11 protein-coding genes are annotated in these 19,312 nt (G+C 71.3%); 6 read left to right on the forward strand and 5 right to left on the reverse strand.

Going from position 1 to position 19,312, the window contains the following annotated elements:
- Position 1: 1 nt before the first annotated feature.
- From EZM51_RS11445 to EZM51_RS11455, 3 genes are read left to right on the forward strand one after another with little or no spacing between them, the layout of a single operon-like run.
- The gene (locus tag EZM51_RS11445; RefSeq protein WP_169053883.1) at positions 2-1,303 is read left to right on the forward strand and encodes an alpha/beta hydrolase-fold protein; all 1,302 of its coding nucleotides are present in this window, start codon (positions 2-4) and stop codon (positions 1,301-1,303) included.
- Positions 1,304-1,326: 23 nt separating this feature from the next.
- Positions 1,327-3,870: a rhomboid family intramembrane serine protease gene (locus EZM51_RS11450; RefSeq protein WP_248305609.1), complete on the forward strand. Its 2,544-nt coding sequence runs from the start codon at positions 1,327-1,329 to the stop codon at positions 3,868-3,870.
- Between the two features lie 10 nt (positions 3,871-3,880).
- The gene (locus EZM51_RS11455) at positions 3,881-4,723 is read left to right on the forward strand and encodes a polysaccharide deacetylase family protein (protein WP_136708370.1); all 843 of its coding nucleotides are present in this window, start codon (positions 3,881-3,883) and stop codon (positions 4,721-4,723) included.
- Here the strand turns inward: EZM51_RS11455 and EZM51_RS11460 are convergent.
- Positions 4,701-6,020 carry an alpha-hydroxy-acid oxidizing protein gene (locus EZM51_RS11460; RefSeq protein ID WP_136708371.1) on the reverse strand — a complete coding sequence of 440 codons (1,320 nt, stop codon included), beginning with the start codon at positions 6,018-6,020 and terminating at the stop codon, positions 4,701-4,703. The two genes, EZM51_RS11455 and EZM51_RS11460, sit on opposite strands and share 23 nt — an antisense overlap.
- 76 nt (positions 6,021-6,096) lie before the next feature.
- Here EZM51_RS11460 and EZM51_RS11465 point away from each other — a divergent pair, with 76 nt between their 5' ends.
- On the forward strand, positions 6,097-6,504 hold the full coding sequence (locus EZM51_RS11465; RefSeq protein ID WP_136708372.1) for an NUDIX domain-containing protein: 408 nt from the start codon (positions 6,097-6,099) through the stop codon (positions 6,502-6,504).
- A gap of 3 nt (positions 6,505-6,507) precedes the next feature.
- Here EZM51_RS11465 and EZM51_RS11470 read toward each other — a convergent pair whose 3' ends face one another.
- Positions 6,508-8,289: a lipase family protein gene (locus tag EZM51_RS11470; protein ID WP_136708373.1), complete on the reverse strand. Its 1,782-nt coding sequence runs from the start codon at positions 8,287-8,289 to the stop codon at positions 6,508-6,510.
- Positions 8,290-8,334: 45 nt separating this feature from the next.
- Here EZM51_RS11470 and EZM51_RS11475 point away from each other — a divergent pair, with 45 nt between their 5' ends.
- Positions 8,335-9,831 carry an alpha/beta fold hydrolase gene (locus EZM51_RS11475; protein ID WP_169053884.1) on the forward strand — a complete coding sequence of 499 codons (1,497 nt, stop codon included), beginning with the start codon at positions 8,335-8,337 and terminating at the stop codon, positions 9,829-9,831.
- Between the two features lie 40 nt (positions 9,832-9,871).
- Here EZM51_RS11475 and EZM51_RS11480 read toward each other — a convergent pair whose 3' ends face one another.
- The gene (locus EZM51_RS11480) at positions 9,872-11,983 is read right to left on the reverse strand and encodes a multicopper oxidase (protein WP_248305610.1); all 2,112 of its coding nucleotides are present in this window, start codon (positions 11,981-11,983) and stop codon (positions 9,872-9,874) included.
- Between the two features lie 180 nt (positions 11,984-12,163).
- Positions 12,164-13,072 (reverse strand): serine hydrolase, encoded by a 909-nt coding sequence (locus EZM51_RS11485; RefSeq protein ID WP_136708375.1) that lies wholly within the window; start codon positions 13,070-13,072, stop codon positions 12,164-12,166.
- Positions 13,073-13,398: 326 nt separating this feature from the next.
- Here EZM51_RS11485 and EZM51_RS11490 point away from each other — a divergent pair, with 326 nt between their 5' ends.
- Positions 13,399-14,223, forward strand: a complete 825-nt coding sequence (locus tag EZM51_RS11490; RefSeq protein ID WP_136708376.1) for a DUF4097 family beta strand repeat-containing protein — start codon at positions 13,399-13,401, stop codon at positions 14,221-14,223.
- A gap of 79 nt (positions 14,224-14,302) precedes the next feature.
- Here EZM51_RS11490 and EZM51_RS11495 read toward each other — a convergent pair whose 3' ends face one another.
- Positions 14,303-14,548 carry a hypothetical protein gene (locus tag EZM51_RS11495; RefSeq protein WP_136708377.1) on the reverse strand — a complete coding sequence of 82 codons (246 nt, stop codon included), beginning with the start codon at positions 14,546-14,548 and terminating at the stop codon, positions 14,303-14,305.
- Positions 14,549-19,312: the final 4,764 nt, after the last annotated feature.

Genomic DNA, 19,312 nt, shown 5'->3' on the forward strand with positions numbered 1-19,312 from the left:
GGTGTGGGATCTCCTGCTTGACATCGACATCGTCGATGGCCCGTTCCTCATCGCGATGTACGTGATCGCCTCCGCGTTCTTCGTCTACCTCCTGGGACGCGGCGACGGCTGGTCCTGGGTGCTCACGGTGATCGTGCTGCTCATCGTGGGCGCCATCATCGGCGGGGCCGCGCTGTGGATCGCGGTCAACCTGCTGAACCTGTTCGGCGGCCCGGTCATCGACGCGACCTGGTTGTGGGTGCCCGCGGCATCCGCGGCCATCCTGCTCGCCATCTGGAACCTCTGGCACTCGAGGTGGTGGCGCAAGCTCATCGCCGTGGTCGCCATGCCGATCTTCGCATTCACAGCCATGCTCGGCATCAACGCGTCCTACGGCCTCGACCGGACGATCGGGGCACTGCTCGGCCTCTCGACGGTCGACGCCATCGACCTCGACGAGCCCGACGATCCCGCCGCTCCCGACCCGACCGAGCCGCTCTACGTGACCTGGACGCCGCCGGCGGACCTGCCCGCGACCGGCACCATCGGCATCCCCGAGCCGGGCGTGCCGAACACCGTCTCCGGCTTCGACGCCCGGCCCGCGCAGGTCTACCTGCCGCCGGCCGCCCTGGTGGCGGATGCCCCGCGCCTCCCGCTCGTGATCATGATGATGGGCCAGCCCGGCGAGCCCGATGCGAGCTTCATCGGCGACGTGCTCGACGCGTTCGCGGCGGACCATGACGGCCTCGCGCCCATCGCCCTCGTCGTCGACCAGCTCGGCGATCCCATGGAGGATCCGCTGTGCCTCGACACGGCGATGGGCGACGTGGAGACCTACCTCATGCAGGACGTCGTGCCGTGGGCGCGGGCGAACCTCGAGGTCCTGCAGGATCGCCGATCCACGACCGTGGCCGGGTATTCCAATGGCGGCGGGTGCGCTGCCTATCTCGGTACGAAGTACCCCGAGGTGTTCGGCAACATCCTCGCGATCTCGCCCGTGGAGTACGCGGGCGCCGACCGGAGCGAGCAGGTGCTCGACACGGTCTTCGACGGGGACCAGGCGGCCTACGACGCCGTGATGCCCGCGAACATCATGACCGCGAACGCGCCGTACGCCGACACGTCCGCGATCTTCACGGCGGGTGAGAACGACGCCGGGTTCGCCCCGGGCGCCGAACGACTGGCGGATGCCGCACGCGGCGTCGGCATGCTGACGACGTTCTCCGTGATCCCCGACGCCGACCACGGCATCTCCGGACTCATGGGAGGCCTCGAGGCCGGGTTCGCGTTGCTGTACCCCCGATTGGGACTCGCCGCACCATGACCGGAGCCGACAGCATCGAACACGTGGCGAACGACGAGGTCGACGCCGAGCCGACGGGCCGGCTCCGCTCGACCGTCGAGGCGCTTCGCGGGTTCGTCGCCCGGATCCCCTTCAGCATCGGCTTCGCTGTGGCGCTCCTCGTCACCTCGATCGTCACCGGCACCATCGTCGGCGCCGCATCCGAGACGACGACCGGAATGTGGGCCGCCGGCGTCGCCACGACCATCGAGTCGGCGAAGTGGTGGACGGTCGCGACGGCGCTCGTCATCCCCTGGGATCCGTTCCAGCTCGTGTTCGGCCTTCTCGCGGCGATCCTGCTGCTCGGCATCGCCGAGCGGCGCATGGGCACACCGCGCACGATCGCGGCGCTCCTCCTCACGGGCGTCGCCGGGGTCGCGCTCGGCACCCTGCTGCAGTGGCTCGGCTCGCTCGCCGGCGAGTGGTGGGCGACCGGGACGGCCGCCGACCTGACGCTCGACCCGCTGACGGGCATCGTGGGCGCGCTCATCGCGGCGACCGCGTTCATGCGGGCGCTGTGGCGCCGACGCATCCGAATCGTGACCTTCGCCGTCATCCTCGTGTTCGTGCTGTACGACGGCGACTCGTCGAACGTCTACCGCCTCCTCGCCGCGATCGCCGGCCTGTTCCTCGGCGCGATCCTCACCGGGGACCCCTCGACCCTGCGAGCGCGGCGCAGCTCGCACGGCGAGACGCGAACCCTCGTCGCCGCGGTGGTGGCGGTCACGGCGATCGGCCCGATCGTCGCGCTCGTGAATCGCACGGAGCTCACGCCGTTCAGCTTCGGCTCCTATCTCTTCAGCGACGATCCCATCGACCTCGACACCGTCATGTCGCAGTGCGGCGCGGCGGTCGACGCGGTCGGCGACGAATGCGTACAGCAACTCGCCCTCCTGAGCGCCCAGGGCTTCGGGATGTTCCTGCTCTCGTTCGTGCCCGTCGCCCTGCTCCTCCTCGCCGGCTGGGGCCTGCGGTCCGGGCGCCGGTTCGCGCTGTGGCTGGCGATCGCGGTGAACCTCGCGATCCTGGTGTTCGCGCGCACCGCGTACGAGGTGACGATCACGACGGCCGACGTCGAGGACGGCACGTGGTCGGCGTTCGACATCGGCGAGCTCGTCGTGTGGATCGCCGCCGCCCTCGCGCTTCCGATCGGCATCATCGTCATGCTCGCGGTGACACGCCGGCACTTCCGGCTGCGCGCGCCCTGGGGAGCGTTCCGCCGGTTCGCGCTGACCGTGGCGGCCTCCTTCGTGGTGCTGGCCGGGGCGTACTACATCATCGGACTCGTCACGCTCGACGAGTACTGGCCGGCCGCGACCCCGTGGGACCTCCTCCTCGACACCGTCAAGCGATTCGTGCCGCCGCACTTCGCGGTCGTCGACCCCATCGTGTTGCCCGGCCACGACCTCACGAGTTTCCTGTACCAAGCGGTCGGGCCGCTGTTCTGGACCATCTTCATCGGCGCGGCGATCGCGCTGATGCGCCGCACCCGGTCGGAGGACGGAGCAGCGGATGACGCGCGGCTCCGCCTGCTCCTGCGCCGTCACGGCGGCGGCACCCTCGGCTTCATGGCCACCTGGCCCGGCAACGTGACCTGGTTCGCCGACGACGGGGACGCCGCCGTCGCCTACCGCGTCATCAACGGCGTCGCGATCACCATGTCGGACCCCATCTGCGGGCCCGGAGACGCCGGCCGGGTCATCCGCGAATTCGCCGCGTTCTGCGACGCCAACAGCTGGGTTCCGGTGTTCTACAGCGTGCACCCGCAGTACCTGCCGGTGTTCGAGGAACTGGGCTGGCAGCACATGGCGGTCGGCGAGGAGACCCTCGTTCGCACCACCGGGCTCGAACTCACCGGGAAGCCATGGCAGAAGGTGCGTCAGGCCCTCAACCGCGGCATCAAGGAGGGCATGACCACGGTGTGGACGAGCTGGGACGAGCTCCCGCTCGCCACCGAGGCCGAGATCACCTCGATCTCGGAGGAATGGGTCGCCGAGAAGGAACTGCCCGAGATGGGGTTCACGCTCGGCGGCATGGAGGAGCTCGAGGACCACGAGGTGCGCCTCATGCTCGCGCTCGGCCCGGACGGACGGATCCAGGCGGTCACGAGCTGGCTCCCCGTGTTCCGTGAGAACGAGGTGATCGGCTGGACCATCGACTTCATGCGCCGAGCCGACGGCAGCATGAACGGGATCATGGAGTTCCTCATCGCGTCGGCGGCCCTGCACATGAAGGCGGATGGCGCCGAGGTGCTCAGCCTCTCGGGCGCACCGCTCGCCACGAAGCCGCTCGCCGCCGGCGAAGAGCCGCCCGAGCCGAACGCCATGACGCGACTGCTCGACTTCCTGGCGAAGACCCTGGAGCCCGCGTACGGGTTCTCGTCGCTCTTCCGGTTCAAGGCGAAGTTCAACCCCGAGTACGAGACCCTCTCGATGGCCTACCCCGACCCGCTCGCACTGCCGGCCATCGGCCTCGCCATCGGGCGGGCGTACCTTCCCGAGGTGTCGCCCAAGGAGGCCGTGGCCCTCATGCGGACCCTCACGACGTAGGAGGCGGAAGATGACCGAGATCCCGAGGCGCACGCTGCTCGCGTTCGGCGGCTCCGCGGCCGCGTTGGCCGCACTCTCGGCCTGCGCGACGCCGGTGGCCGCGGGCACGCCGGCGCCGGGCGCGGTGGCGCCCGACGCGGTGGCGCCCGACGCGGTGGCGCCCGTCGCCGAGGAAGGACCCCCGCCACCGCCGCCGCAGGCCGCTCCGGCGCTCGAGCGCGTCCCGGCGCCGAGCGGCACCATCGACTCGCTGCCGGGCGACGGGTCGCTCCTCGCCTGGACGGTCGACGACGGCACGAGCACGGAGGTCATCGCGGCGTACGCCGCGTTCGCCCAGACGAGCGGCATCCGGCTCACGATGTTCGTCACGGGCACCTACTTCGCGTGGGACGAGAACGTCGACACGCTCGCCCCACTCATCGCGTCGGGCCAGGTCCAGTTGGCCAATCACACCTGGTCGCACCCCGACCTCACGAGCCTCCCCGACGCCGGCGTGCGCGACGAGCTCGTGCGCACGCACGACTTCATCGGCGACCTGTTCGGCGTCGACGCCCGCCCCTTCTTCCGGCCGCCGTACGGGTTCCACGACGACCGCGTCGATGCGATCGCCGCGGACCTCGGCTACACCGTGCCGACGCTCTGGTACGGCTCGCTCGCGGACTCCGCCGAGATCCCCGCCGCGACGATCGTCGACCTCGCACGCGAGTGGTTCCTGCCGCAGCACATCGTCATCGGCCACCTCAACTGGATGCCCGTGACGACCGTGTTCGACGACCTGCGAGCGATCATCGCCGAGCGCGGCCTCACCACCGTGACACTGAACGACGTGTTCACGAGCGAGTACCATCCCTGAGCGGATGCAGGGAGGCGCCGCCGATCTCGGCCACGGCGCGATGCCCGGCGAGCGCCATGGTGACGTCGAGCTCCGCGATGTGGTTGCGCACGACCTCGCGCACCCCGTCGGCGCCGGCCACCGCGAGCCCGTAGGCGTAGGGCCGGCCGATGCCAACGGCCGTCGCGCCGAGGGCGAGGGCCTTGAACGCGTCGGCGCCGCCCCGCACGCCGCTGTCGAGCACGACCGGCACACGTCCGGCGACCCGCTCCACTATCCCGGGCAGCGCGTCGAGCGTCGCGACCGACCCGTCGATCTGCCGGCCGCCGTGGTTCGACACCACGAGACCGTCGACGCCGTGGTCGAGCGCCCGGCTCGCGTCATCCGGATGCACGACGCCCTTCAGGAGCACCGGCAGCGTCGTCCACTCCCGGAGCTTCGCGAGCGACTCCCAGGTGAGGGTCGGGTCGGCGAACACGTCGAGGAACGTCTCGACGGCCGCGCGCGGCAACGGCGAGCGCAGCGCGTCGCGAACCCCGCCCTCGACGAGCAGGGTGCCCGCACCCGACCGGGCGATCGAGAGCGCCGAGGCGAGGAGGGTGGGCGTCACGCGAGGACGCGCGCCGCCGCCTCCCCCACGCGCGACCCGCTCGCGCACGAGCTCGGCGAACACCGGGTCGCTCGTGTACTGCGCGATCCCCTGCCCGCGCGTGAACGGCAGGAACGCCGCGTCGAGGTCGCGCGTGCGCCAGCCGAGCAGGTGCGTGTCGAGGGTCACCACGATGGCCTCGCAGCCCGCCGCCTCGGCGCGCCGCAGGAACGAGGCGTTGAGCTCGTCGGACGCACTCCAGTACAGCTGGAACCACCGCGCGGCGTCGCCCATCGCCGCGGCGACCTCCTCCATGGGCCGCGAGGCCTGGTTCGAGAGCACGTAGGGCACCTCGAGCGCCGCGGCGGCTCGGCCGACCGCGACATCCGCATCGGCGTGCGCGAGCTCGGCGACGCCGATGGGCGAGAGCAGGAACGGCGTCGCCCGACGCCGGCCCAGCAGTTCGATCGAGAGGTCGCGACTGCCCACGTCGCGCAGCACCCGCGGCCAGATCTGCCAGTGCCCGAACGCCGCGCGGTTGGCGGCCATGGTCGCCTCCGATCCGGCGCCTCCCGCGAGGTACGCGAACGCCTCGGGCGGGATCGCCTTGCCTGCCGCCCGTTCGAGCGCCGCGGCGTCGACGGGCACGGCGGGCTTGCGGCCGCTCACCCCGGCGCGGAACACCTCGGACTGCACGGCACGCACGTACCCGCGGTTCTCGTCGCTCATGCTCGCTCCTTCGCTCGCTCCGTCGCGCTCGGCTGCGAGTCAGCGTAGCGCCGGCACGGCCCGTAGGGTGGAACGGATGCCGCACCTGCCCGACCTCCTCGTCGCCGCCATCGCCCTCGTGCGCGACCGGCGCGTGCTCATGGTCACCGCCCGCGATCGCGAGGTCTACTACATGCCCGGCGGCAAGATCGACGCCGGCGAGTCCGCCGCCGAGGCCGCCGCCCGGGAGGCGCGCGAGGAGGTCGCCCTCGAACTCGATCCCGAGGAGCTCGACGAACTGTTCGAGGTCGTGGTGCAGGCGCACGGCGAACCCGACGGCCGGCTCGTTCGCATGCGGGTGTTCCGGGCCGAGACGGATGCCGCGCCCGCCGCCTCCGCCGAGGTGGGCGCGGTGCACTGGGTGACGACGGCCGACACCCACCGCTGCCCGCCGGCGGGCGCCGAGGTGCTGCGGCGGCTCGCGGCGTCCGGCGTCATCGACTGAGGTTCAGCACGTCGAGGCCGGCTCCTCGCCCGCGAACCGGGCGTTCGTCCAGTCGATGAGCTCGTCGATGAGGGGCGAATCGTCGGCGACGAGCTCGAGATGACCGAGCCCGGCGTAGCTGCGGTGATCGACCGGGAAGCCCTCGTCGCAGCGGTCCCGCACGTAGGCGTCCTGCACCGAGGGCTCGACGAGCGGGTCGGCGAGCCCCTGGGCGACGAGGAGCGGCGCGTCGATCGCACCGCGCGGCACGTTCTGGTCGAGCCGCGCCCCGAACGCGCCCGTGGTGGGATCGCGATCGAACACGGGCCGGTCGCGTTCGATCGAGAGCGCCGTCAGCACTGAGACGAGCACGCCGGGCTCCGAGAGGCACCGCGTCGACATCTCGCGCACGAGCCGTTGCGCCGCGGGCGTGATGTAGTCGCTGCTGCGCACGTCGTCGTAGGCCGCCGTGTACGCCGCGGCCACGTAGGAGGCGAAGACGCTGCCGCCGGGGACGTTCGGCAGGTTCTCGGTGAGTCCGACCGGATCGCTCGCGGGCGCCATGGCGGCAACGCCCGCGAGCGGGACATCAGGTGCATAGCCGGTCGCGATCTCGCCGGTCCAGAGCGCCGCGTGCCCGCCCTGCGAGTGGCCCCACACGACCGTCTCGGCGGCGAGCGTCACGGTGTCGAGCTCGCGGGCCGCACGTACCGCGTCGAGCACCGAGCGCGCTTCGCCCTCGCCGACGAGGTACGGCTGCGGGCCGGGCGTGCCGAGGCCCGCGTAGTCGGTGGCGACGAGCACCCAGTCCTCCGAGATGATCCGGTCGAGCGCGGGCAGCGCGCCGGCCGCGAGCGAGTCGGGCACGATCGACGGCGCGCACGGCTCGGCGAATCCCGTGGTGCCATGCGCCCAGGCGATGACCGGCCGTGGGCCGCCGTCGCTGTCGGCCGCCCGCGCGACGATGCCGCTCGAGAGCACCGGCTCACCGGTGTGATCGGTGGTCGTGTACAGGATGCGCCAGGCCACGGCGTCGTCGGGGATGCCGCGCGTGAACGGCTCCGAGCGGATGAGCCGTCCGGGCTCCCCGGGCACGCCGGCGACCGTCGCGAATGCGTCCAGGATCGGCGCCCCGGCGCGCAGCTCGGAGCCGACGACCGCGGCGACGACCGCGAACGCGAGCGCGACGACCGCGGCCGTGATGCGCGCGAACCGTGCGAGCGGGCGCGGGCGCGTGGCATCCGTTCGATCACGCCGTCCCCGTGCGAGCAGGATGCCGCGCCACACCTCGCGCACGCCGAAGAACACCGTGCGCGCCCCGAACAGCACCGCGATGACGATGAGGGTCGCGTCGGGCCACTGCAGCGCGACGATGCCGAAGACGATGTCGGCGGCGGCGAGGATCGCGCTCGCGACGCGTTCGTCGATCGTGCCGCGCACGGCGCGGACCATGCGGATGCCGCCGCCGACGATGAGCGCGATCGCCAGCGCCGGGCCGAGCAGGTCGATCGAGCGCCCCAGCCACGTGAGCACCGCGACGCCGAGCAGCACCCAGGCGAGGCCGAGCGCCACGCCGACCACCGGCGTGGCCGAGCCGCGCGCGTCGAGCGCATCGGAGATCCCCGAGACGATGAGCGAGAGCCCGAGGTACACCGCGAGCACGGCGAGCGACGACAGTGGACGCGTGACCAGGAGCACGCCGAGCACGATCGCCGCGGCGCCGACCACCACGCGAACCCACCACGGCGCACGCGCCACGAGCCGCGGCAGTGCGCGGACGCGCCGCCAGGCGTTCCCCTCCGACATGCGTCCTCCCAGTCACGTCCATCCTGCCGCGCCTAGACTGCCATGATGGCGATGACCCGCGAGTTCCGCAGCGGGGAACGCGTGGTGCTCATCCGCGAGTCCGGCATTCCCGACGGTCCTGCCTACGTGCTCGTGCACGGCCTGGGCATGGCCCACGAGTACTGGGACGCCATGGCGGAGGTCATCGAGCCGACGGGCACCGTGTACGCGCTCGACCTCCCGGGCTTCGGCGGCGCCCCCGAGCCGTCGCGGCCGCTCAGCATGGCGGAGTCGGGCGAGCTCCTCGCCGAGCTGCTGGCAGCGGAAGGGATCCGGCGACCCGTGCTCGTCGGACACTCCACGGGTGCGCAGGTCGTCGCGGAGGCGGCGGCCCGGCACCCCGAGCTCGTCGGCCGCGTGGTGCTCATCGGAGCCACCGTGAACCCCCGCGAACGGACGCTCGCGAAGCAGGTGCTGCGGTTCCTGCAGGACATCGCGATCGTGAATCCCAAGGTGCTCGCCACCGGTTTCGCGGCCTACCTGGATGCCGGGCCGCGGTGGTTCATCGCCAACCTGCGACCCATGCTCGACCATCGCATCGAGCTCGTGCTGCCGTCGATCGAGGCCGAGACGCTCGTGATCCGCGGAGAGCACGACCATCTCGTGCCGCGGTACTGGGCCGAGGAGATGGCGGCGCTCGCGCCGAGGGGCCGATTCGCCGAGGTGCCCGGTCGCGGTCACGACACGATGGTCGTGACGGGCCATCGGGTCGGCGAGCTCGTCGCCCGGCACGCGCGCGGCGACCCCGTGGGCCGGGCGGTGACCCAGCCCGATGAGCCGCTGGAGATCGCGCGGATGACCCCGCTGAGCGCCCTGGGCTGGTGGGCGCTCGACTACGCCTACGCCGCGGCGCGCCAGCTCGCCCTCCTCGGCGCCCGGCGCGAGCCCGCGCACTGGCGCACGGGCGAGGCCGGCAAGCCCGAGGTCGTGCTGCTGCCCGGCGTGTACGAGCACTGGTCGTTCCTCAGGCCGCTCGGCGACGCGCTGAACGCCGCCGGGCATCGGGTCGTCATCGTACACGGACTCGGCGCGAACCGCCGGCCCATCGTCGACACGTCGGCGCGCCTGGAGCGAGCCCTCGGACGGGTGCGCGTGCCCGAGGCCGGACGCGTGATCGTGGGCCACAGCAAGGGCGGACTCATCGGCAAGCACCTGCTGCTCGACGGACGGGCCGAGGCGCTCGGCATCCGGGGGCTGGTCGCGGTGTGCACGCCCTTCGCCGGAGCGCGGCGGGCGCGCCTGTTCCGCGACCCCAGTATCAGGGCGCTGCTGCCGGGCGACGAGACGATCGTGCTGCTCGGGAGCGCGGCATCCATGAACTCACGCGTCGTGTCGGTGTTCGGCACGTACGATCCCCACGTGCCCGACGGCAGCGTGCTCGACGGAGCGACCAACGTGCGCGTGCCCGTGGCCGGACACTTCCGCATCCTCGGGGCGCACGAGACGGCGCTCGCCGTGCTCGACGGCATCGCGATGCTGACGTCGCCGCCCGCCGCGGGTTGAGGAGGCCGCTCGCGGCCGTCTCGAAACCCGCCCCGGCGGCTCACATCGGCTGCCCCGGCTGCACGGGACCGATGCGGTACGGCCGCATCATCTCGTTGTCCTCGTGCTCGACGATGTGGCAGTGCCAGACGTACTGTCCCGGGTACTCGAACATGGCCCGTACCCTCGTGACCTGGCCCGGATACGCGGTGACCGTGTCCTTGAACCCCGTCTCCCACGGTTCGGGCGGCGTCACGACGCCGTCCAGCTCGATCGGCACGGCCACCTCGCCGTCGGCGCCGAGCAACAGGCCCTCCCGGTTCACCACCTCGAACGCGACCTCGTGCACGTGCATGGGGTGCGCGTCGCCCGTGGTGTTCACGAACTCCCACACCTCGGTCGCTCCGACCGCCGGATTCTCGGACACGGGATCCATCCACAGCCGCTCCACGAGCAGCCCGTCGACGACCTCGCCGAGCAGCGCCTCGACCGGCCCCTCGAGCGGCTCGCCCTGCGCGCCGTGCCCCATGCCCATCTTCTCGATGAGCGCGAGCGGGCGATGCACGGTCTCGGGCGGCAGCGGCATGATGGGCGGCAGCACCAAGAACTGCGGCGGGGTCGTGGGGTCGGGCCCGGCCGCCGGGACCACGCGGAACTCGAGCACCTGACCCGTCGAATCTGGATCGGCGACCGGGAAGTCGACCCCGGGCACCCCGCCGCCGAAGGGCTCGTCGGGCCCGACGTTGCCGAGCACGTGGTTCCCCACCGGCACGTTCGTGAAATCGACGATGACGTCGGCCCGCTCGGCGAGCCCCATCAGGAGCCGGCCGCCGTGATCGGCCGTGAGGTCGACCGGCGACGCGAGGAATCCGCCCTCGTTGCCGATCTGCCAGGCCTCGACGCCCGGGATGCCGCTGAAATCGAGGATGAGGAACCGGGACTGGCAGCCGTTCAGGAATCGGAAGCGGTATCGCCGCTGCTCGACGACCTGGAACGGCCACGTGTTGCCGTTGGCGATGAGCATGTTGCCGAAGAACTCGGGGTTCCAGATCGGCGAGAACTCGCCCTCGGGAAGGAAGTCGCCCACGATGCCGTCGAAGAACTCCCGCGTGTCGGGGTAGAACAGCGACCCGTCGTCGTTGAAGGAGCGGTCCTGCACGGCGATCGGGATCTCGTAGTACGTCTTGTTCGGCGGGAAGGTGTCGTTCTCCTTCGGCGCCGGCCCCGGGAGCACGGCGGTCGCACCGGTGCGACCGTCGAGCACGGCGTCGTCGCCGTCGGGGCCGCCGCGGATCATGAAGAACCCAGCCGGGCCCGCATAGACGTTCAGACGTGTCATGCCGAGCGCGTGGTCGTGGTACCAGAGCGTCGACGCACGCTGGTCGTTCGGGTACTGGAAGGTCGCGTACCCCGGCCCCCATTCCGCGCCGAACCCGGCCTCCGCCTTGCCCGCGAAGAACTCGTACCAGGTGCCCTCCGTCGCGAAGCCGGCTGGGATGTCACCAGCCGCCGGCAGGTACCAGGCCTCGGCGTACCCGTCGCTCTCGTCACCGACGCCGATGGCGCCGTGCACGTGCGTGACGATCGGCACGGGGCCGTCGTAGGCATCCGGCGTCGTCGCGAACGTCGGCCGCGAGTCGCGCCCGTCGATGCCGCCGGGCGGATTCGCCCAGTGCAGCGTGGGGTCGACGGGAAGCAGATGCGGCAGGTGGTCCCCGGAGTCGTCGACGAGATCGTTGATCCACGTGATCCGCACCGGGCGATTCCACTTCGCCTCGATCGTCAGCGACGGCGCATTGTGCAGCAGCAGCCCGCGCTTCTTCGCCGAGGCCACGGCGCCGTAGCCCCACACCGTCGTCGGCGGCAGGCCCGCCGGCAGGATCTGCTGCGAGAACTGCCGCATCGAGATCTCGTAGGAGTCCACGTTCTTGCCGCCGCGAGCCACGATCGTGCCGGCCCTCGGCATGACGGGCGGAATGAGCATCGGCGTCTGGAACTTCGGCACCTGCCCCGGCGGCAGCGTGCCGCCGGGAATCTGGGCGACGGCGACTCGCTCGCCGCCGGGGAGCACGGCGTAGAGCACGAATCCGGCTCCGGCGGCTCCGGCGGCCGCGATGAAGGCCCGGCGGCTGATCGGCCGGCCCGCACTCGTACGACTGGAAATCTCCGTCACGGCACTCACCCCACCCGCTCGCGACGCCGAGCGCCCCCATGCGTCCAGTCGCCGTCATCCTGAGATGTGCTCAGTTTGGCGCGGATCGAGGGGCGGCTTCAAGTGCCATTCCGGGTGACACGAGGGCCGCTCCGGATGCCACGACCGACGGATGCCACGGCCGCACGTCGCGGCATCCGCTCAGTGCACGTACTCCAGCAGGTCGAGCCCGACCTGGTGCATGCCGTCGAGCACCGCGAGACGCGACGACAGCATGGTGTCGGCGAAGTACATCGACACGGCGTAGGCCACGCCCGCGCGCGGTCCCCGGAGGACCCCCACCTCGCTGCGCACCCCGCCGTCGGTGCCCGTCTTGTTCATGAGCAGCACGTTGTGGTCGGGCATGCGGTGCGCGAGCGGGTCGAGGCCGAAGGCACTCGCGACGAGCGACAGGTCGGCGTTGAGCGAGAGCCACCCCACCACGCGCTGCGAGACCTCGGGGCTCACGATCTCGCCGCGCGCGATCGACGCGAACAACCAGGTGAGCTCCTTCGCCGACCCGATCGACAGCTGCGGGGCGTCGTCGGGGCCGCGGTGGTCGCGCACGAGGTCGAGGAGCGCCGTGCGCGTGAGGCCCAACGCCTCGGTGCGGGCGCGCACGGCTTCGAGTCCGATGTAGCGGATCAGCACGTTGGTGGCGAGGTTGTCGCTCGTCGCGCCGATCAGGGCGGCGAGATCGGCGATCGGCAGCGACGGCGACTGCAGGTGCTGCCAGATGCCGGAGTCGCCGACGGCGTCGCGCGGCGCCCGGTCGAGCACCGTGAACGACTCGGGCGTCGTGCCCGACAGTCGTGAGGCCACCTCGACGAGCAGCAGCACCTTGCCGATGGAAGCGGTCGGCATCACGACGTGGTCGTCGACGGAGAAGAGCACCTTGCCGGTGGCGAGGTCGGTGGCCCGCGCCGACACCTGCACGCCCGCGAGCGCGAGCTCGCCGAGGGCGTTGAACCCGCGGGTGAAGTCCTCGTTCGGCTCCTCGGTGCGGTGCCGCCCGCGCCGCACCGTGGCGTGGCGTGCCCGTCGCTCGGATTCCTGCGACGACGTCACCACGGTGGTTGCACGCTCTTCCTCGGACGGTCGGCGCTCCCCCACCGCGGTCTGCGGCGCGCTCGAGACTGGTGGACAGGACGGTTTCGGCGGGTGGGCTCCCGCACCGTCACCCGCTCGACCGGATCGAGCCGGAGGGCGCCATCGGAAGTCACTCCGAAGCCAGTGTAGAACGCACGGATGCCGCTCCGAACGCAGGCACGGAGCGCGTCGGGGGTTAACCCCCGACGGAGTGGGCGGCTCCCCGGCTCACGCGTCCCGCCCGGGGTTCATAGCGTGGAAGACATCCCATCGGATGCCGCCCCGGCGGCCCTCACCAGGAAGCGATCATGTCGACAACCGCACCCCCGAATCCCTCCCGCGCCGGCCGAACGGTCGTGTTGATCATCGTGGGGGCGGTCGTCGCCGCCATCATCGTCTGGCTCTCCGTGGCCGCGGTGCATGCCGCCACTCGGCCGGATGCCTCCGGCACCTGGGAGATCGAGGATCGCTTCGACTCGGTCGTCGTCGACGGCGACCTCGCCGACGTGGACATCACCTACCGAGAGGTCGACCGCGCCGAGCTCACCCTCGGTCAGGGCGGATCCGGTGCGCGCCTCGACCTCGAGCACGAGGTGCGCGGCGAAACCCTGCGAGTCTCGCTCCGGCACGTGCGCGAGTTCGGCGTGTTCCAGGCGCCGTGGCTGTGGCTGGGCGATCGCACCCCGCGGCTCGAGCTGGTGCTGCCCGCAGCCCTCGAGCGCGAGGTGACGCTCGCGCTGAGCACCGATGCCGGCGACATCCACGCCACCGGCGCGTTCGGCGACGTCACAGCCCGGAGCGACATCGGCGACATCGAGCTCAGGGGCTCGGTCGCGTCGCTCGACGTGCGGACCGACGCCGGTGACGTCGACGCGACCGACATGAGCATCGGCGGCGATCTCACGGTGCAGTCCGTCATCGGGGACGTCACACTCGAGCTCGAGTCGTTGCCGAGCGGCATCGACGTCGAGACCGAGGCCGGCGAGCTGACCGTGCGCCTGCCCGAGGGTCGCTACGCGGTGAGCACGGAAACCTCGCTCGGCGACCTCGAGCTCGAGGTGCCGAATGATCCGTCGGCGACCCGCCGGTACGACTTCGCATCGAGAATCGGCGACATCACGATCCGGAACTGAGCCGGGGCCTGAACCGACGACGAGGTGGGGCGCCGACCGCACCGACGGCCGGCACCTCACCCCGTGTGACGCACGTTCCCTAGACCTCGGACTCGGTTCGGGCAGGTCGCCGGCGACGCGCGACGAGGAACACGACACCGGCTGCGAGCAGGCCGAGCCCGACCGGCAGCGCGATGAGCGACGCGCCGGTGGTGGAGAGGCCTCCCGGTAGATGGGCTCCGGATGACGCGTCGCCGTCGGCTCCGCCGTCCGCCGGGTTCGGTCCCGCGCCGTCGGTGCCGTCACCGGGCACCACCGGGTCGGTGGGCTCGCCCGGGGGGTCCACCGGTGCCGCCTCGAACACGGCGCTGAGCGTGACATCCGCGTCCATCGCACGCCCGGCGTGGTTGCGAACGGACGCGAGCACGCGCATCTCGAGCTCGGTGCCCGGTGCGAACGCGACGTCGGGCGTGAACGTGAAGGCACGTGCGATCGGGACGCCGCCGGGCGTCTCGAGCGGTTCGATCGGCGCGACCGTGCCGGCGACAGNCGGGCGTCTCGAGCGGTTCGATCGGCGCGACCGTGCCGGCGACAGGCGAACCGCCGACCGACACGGTGACCGCCTCGGCATCCACGGAACCGGCCTGCATGAGCTGGCTGAAGGCGAGCACGACCTCACCACCGGTCGCGGTGAGTCCGGTCGCGACCGGAGCCGCGAGGGGCACGAGGCCGACGTTCACGTCGACATGCGGCGGGAGCACCTCGAGCACGTCGCTCACGGCCGGGGCGTAGCCCGCCATCTCGTATCGCACCTGCCAGAAGCCGATCGGCACGTCCCAAGCGTACTTGCCTTCGGCGTCGGTGAGGATGGGGTTCCACTGGCCGTACCACTCCGCGTCCCAGACCTCCCACGGACCCTCCGCCGTCGGCGCGAAGAGCACGGTGGCCGTCACGCCCTCGAGCCGGTTGGCCTCGGCGCCCTCGTATACGAAGCCGGACGGGTCGTAGATGTACTTGGGAAGCGCGATGGGCGTCATGCCCTCCCGCATACGCTCGTTCCGCTCCTCGGGGCTCTCATCGCAATTGCTCTCGGTCCCGTTGACGTGGTCCTTGATCTGATCGATCTGATGCGAGATCAGCATTCCCATGGTCTTGTCGCCGACATAGGTCAACGCACTGTAGACGAACTCGGCGGCCGGGCCGGCCTCCACGCTGGCGGCCATGGCGAGCGCGTTGAGACCGTCGAGGGCCATGGACTGCATGCCGACATCGTCGACCGCATCCTCCCAATACGACATGTCGTAGTCGTACTGGCAGGACGATTTCACCGTGTTGATCCGATCCTTCAGCTTGCTGAGTTCCTCGTACTTGTCACCGGCCGTCCGCGCGCTCTCGGCAGCGTCGGCCTTGAGCGCCCAATCGATCGCCGTCTTGAAGCCGGGCCGGAACAGCCCGGTGGATGCTGCAGCCATGCCACTCGGCATCATCGACAGGGAGGCCGTCGACGCGACGCTTCCAACGGGTTCGAACGACGAACCATCGCCCGGGAGGATCACCTCCATCGACCCCCCGTTGCCATCGGCCTCGGCCTCGAACCCGAATCCGGCGATGGGCAGGCCCGTCTGTTCCATCAGGCGGAGGTCGTCGTCGGTGAGCTCGACGTCGACCTCCTCGACGACACGCGTGAGGACGCCGATGACCGGCTCGCCGTCCACCGGCGGAAGGCTCGGGAACAGGATCGTGATCCGTTCGCCCGTTCCCTTCTCGTTGGACACCGGCGCAACGTCGGTGATCACGAAATCGCGCATGCCGACCGGCATCAGTTCGCGGATGGCCGCCTCGTCGGATGGCACGACCAGACGCGGGTCGTCGAGCGTGAGCTGCTCGGGGCGGCTCGTCACATCGACCGAGATCGGGCCCTCACTGCCGAGCTTCAGCGGAATCGTGGCCGTGAACCGCCCGTCGAGGCCGCGAATCGCCTCGACCTCGTACGCACCGAGCGTCACCACGGCTCCGTCCACCCGATCGGGGTGATCGAAGGTCAGGTCCACCGTGACGTCGCCATCGACGACGACGAACGGGAAGACCGCCACACCGTCGCGCGGATCGAAGCGGATCGTGCGCCCGCTCGAGCCCACAGCATCCTGATGGATGGCCAACTCGGTGAGCGCGGGCGCCGTGGGGTCGTACTCGACCATGATCTTCTTCGAGAACATCGATCGTCCATCGTCGACGGCACTCGCCTGGAGCTCGTACCCCCAGAACAGTCGTCGCTCGGGCAGGTCGACCCTCGCCTCCCAGCGTCCACCGGGGCCCGCGGTCGCGACACCCAGCACCACGCCACGCTCCGTGACGCTCACCTCCGCGCCTGCCGGGGCGAGGCCTGAGAGCACCGCAGTGAACTCCGCGATGCGTTCCGGACCGTGGATCGTGACTCCGGCGACGTCGATGAGCGTGGAACCGACGACATGCTCGCCACCGGTACCCGCCGAGACCAGCGCGGTCACCCGTTCGGCGGCACCGACCGACGCGTCGACCGGCACCCGCAGCGTCACCCGCAGGACGCCGGTGTCGCCGGCGGCCAGGTCGCCCAGGGGCACCGTCAGGCCGCCGAGGCCGCTGCGAGCCGTCACCGTGGAGCCGTCGAGCAGCGTCCCGGCGGGAAGCAGCTCCCAGCCCGCCGGCACGGCGAGCCGGAGTTGCGCACCGCGCACCGCGACGGTCGCCGCGAACTCGGTGCGGATCTCGACGGTCTCCCCCGGGGCGGGCTGGCCAAGGGCGACGACGCTGTTCCCGTCGCCGGCGAAGGCACCCACGACCTCGCTGATCACGATCTCGCCCACCTGCGTGACCGTGTCGTTCGCGACATCCACCGACACCCACGCCGCGGCGCGACTCCCGGAGTGGTTGACGGCGATGACGTAGCGTCCCGCGTCCGGCAGTTGGGCGGCCAGCGCGGAGCCGCTCCCCGAGATGGCCTTCGACCAGCCGTCGCTCATGAGGGTGGCGACCCATGAGCCGATCAGGGGCTCGTGGTGCGCGTCGAGGAGCGTGGCCTGGACGCCCGCCGGCCAGCCGAGCCGGAGATCGACGTCGTGGATCTTCGCCTCTCCGGTCAAGGTGAACGGCTCGCTGCACCCGGCCGGCCCGGACACCTGTGCCGCGTCCGCACAGATGCGGACCTCGGTGCCGACCGCACCGGAGATCGTCGCCGAGCTCTCGTTGAACGTTCCGAGCTGTACGGCCCTGGTGTCCGCCTCGATCTGGAGGTGCACCGAGGTCGACCAGTCGATGCCGACCGACGGACCCCAGTCGGGCTCGCCGGGCGCCTTCATGCGGAGATCGACTCGGACCGTCTCGAACGCGAGCGGCTCGACGTCGATGAGCACGTCCGTCGTCGCCTCGAGAAGATGCTGGCGCGTCGCCGTGCCGCCGCTCGGCGTCGATACGCGCAGCGTCGACGGGCCGACGTAGCCCTCGACCGTGAACCGACCGTCGTCACCCGTGGTGGCGACGCGCACGAGGTTCTGACCCGCGATCGTCTGGGTGAGCGTGACGGTGGCGCCGGCGACCGGGGTGCTGTTCTCACGGACGGTTCCGGTGACGATCGCCGCCTCGACCGGGGTCACTTCGACGACGACCCGGTTCGCTCCGGCGACCAGTTCGACGTCGACGTCGGGGTGCTGCTCGATGGGGAGCGCCGACGACGTCACCCGCACGCTCACCGTGTCGCCCTCCTGCCAGCCGCCGGATCGGACGATGCCGAGCGAGTCGGTCCGGCCGATCGTGGCCCCCTCTCGGCCCGAGACCTCGACCGTCGCGTCACGCAGCGGATCACCGCCCGCGACCCGCACCTCGACCTCGAGCGTGGCTTCGGCGGCCAAGCGGAGTTCCACGAGGGTCTCGGCGGCCGGGGCCGCGCTGAGCAGCCCACTCGTCGCCGCGAGGCTGCCGTTGGCACGGCGCACCTCCACTCGAAGGTCGTCGGCCGGCGGCACCGGCACTGACACGGTCGGTTCGGCGGAGAGGACCTGCTGGTGGCTGAACTCGGTCGAGGCGCTCGTCACCGTGAGCACATCGCCCGCGATCGCGGTGCCGGCGAAGTCGAGGCGCAACGCGCCGCTCAGCGACGCAGGCAGGCCCGAGGCCACGGCGGTCGCCTCATGCCCCGCACCGTCGTCGATGACGACCGCGAGGCCGACCACGCGGTTCACGGGCCCTGCCACGAGCGGATGGCTCGCCGTATAGGTGCCATCGGCCTGCTCCAGGAGGTCGAGCTTCGCGACCTCCTCCCCGAACAGCGTGCCGAGTCGGATGTCCGCCGTGACGGAGCGGTCGGGCTGGCCGGTGACCTGCACCGAGAACGCCGAACCGAGCGCCAGGTGGCCTGTCGAAAGCTTGGGAGCACTCCAGGACACCGTGGGTTCCGGCAGGGCCGGCGTCGTGACGGCGAAGGTCCGAGTGAGCGGAGCGGCCGTGTCACCGGTGACGAGCTCGACGCGGTACTCGACCTCCACGCCGGCAGGGACGGCCGTGTCGACGAACGTGGGATCCGCCGTCTCGCCGACGATCTCGCTCACGCCACCGAACGTGCGAACGACCCGATAGGTCGCGTCGGCTCCGACCGAGTCCCAGCGAAGCGTCACGCGTCCGTCGGCACCGGCGGACGCGGTGAGCGCGGCATCGCCCACGACGACGACGGCGGTACGCACGTCCAGCTCGAGCGGTGCGCCGATCCGCCCCGCGACGTTGCGGGGCTCCACCGAGACGCGGTATGCGGTGTCGGCGGTGAGACCCTCGAGGAGTGCGCTCCGGGTGTCGGATGGCACGGTCGTCACGAACCGGCCATCGAGGCTGACGAGGTAGTCGTCGACGCCGATGGCGTCGCTTGCGGCATCCCACTCGACACGCAGGAACTCCGCACCCGTCTCGACGACCCGCACGGCGGCGGACTCGGGCCAGGTCGGGACTGCAGAATCCCCGGACTCGGCGAGGTACGCGTTCATGGGACCGAACCGGGTCCCCGTGATCAGGTCGTTGTCGGTGTTGAAGGTGATCCGCGAGCCGTCCCTGCTGATCGCCGGTGCGATGCTGCGCAGCGTCGAAGCCT

Origin of the sequence: Agromyces sp. H66 (assembly GCF_004959775.1) — a bacterium.
Taxonomy (GTDB): Bacteria; Actinomycetota; Actinomycetes; order Actinomycetales; family Microbacteriaceae; genus Agromyces.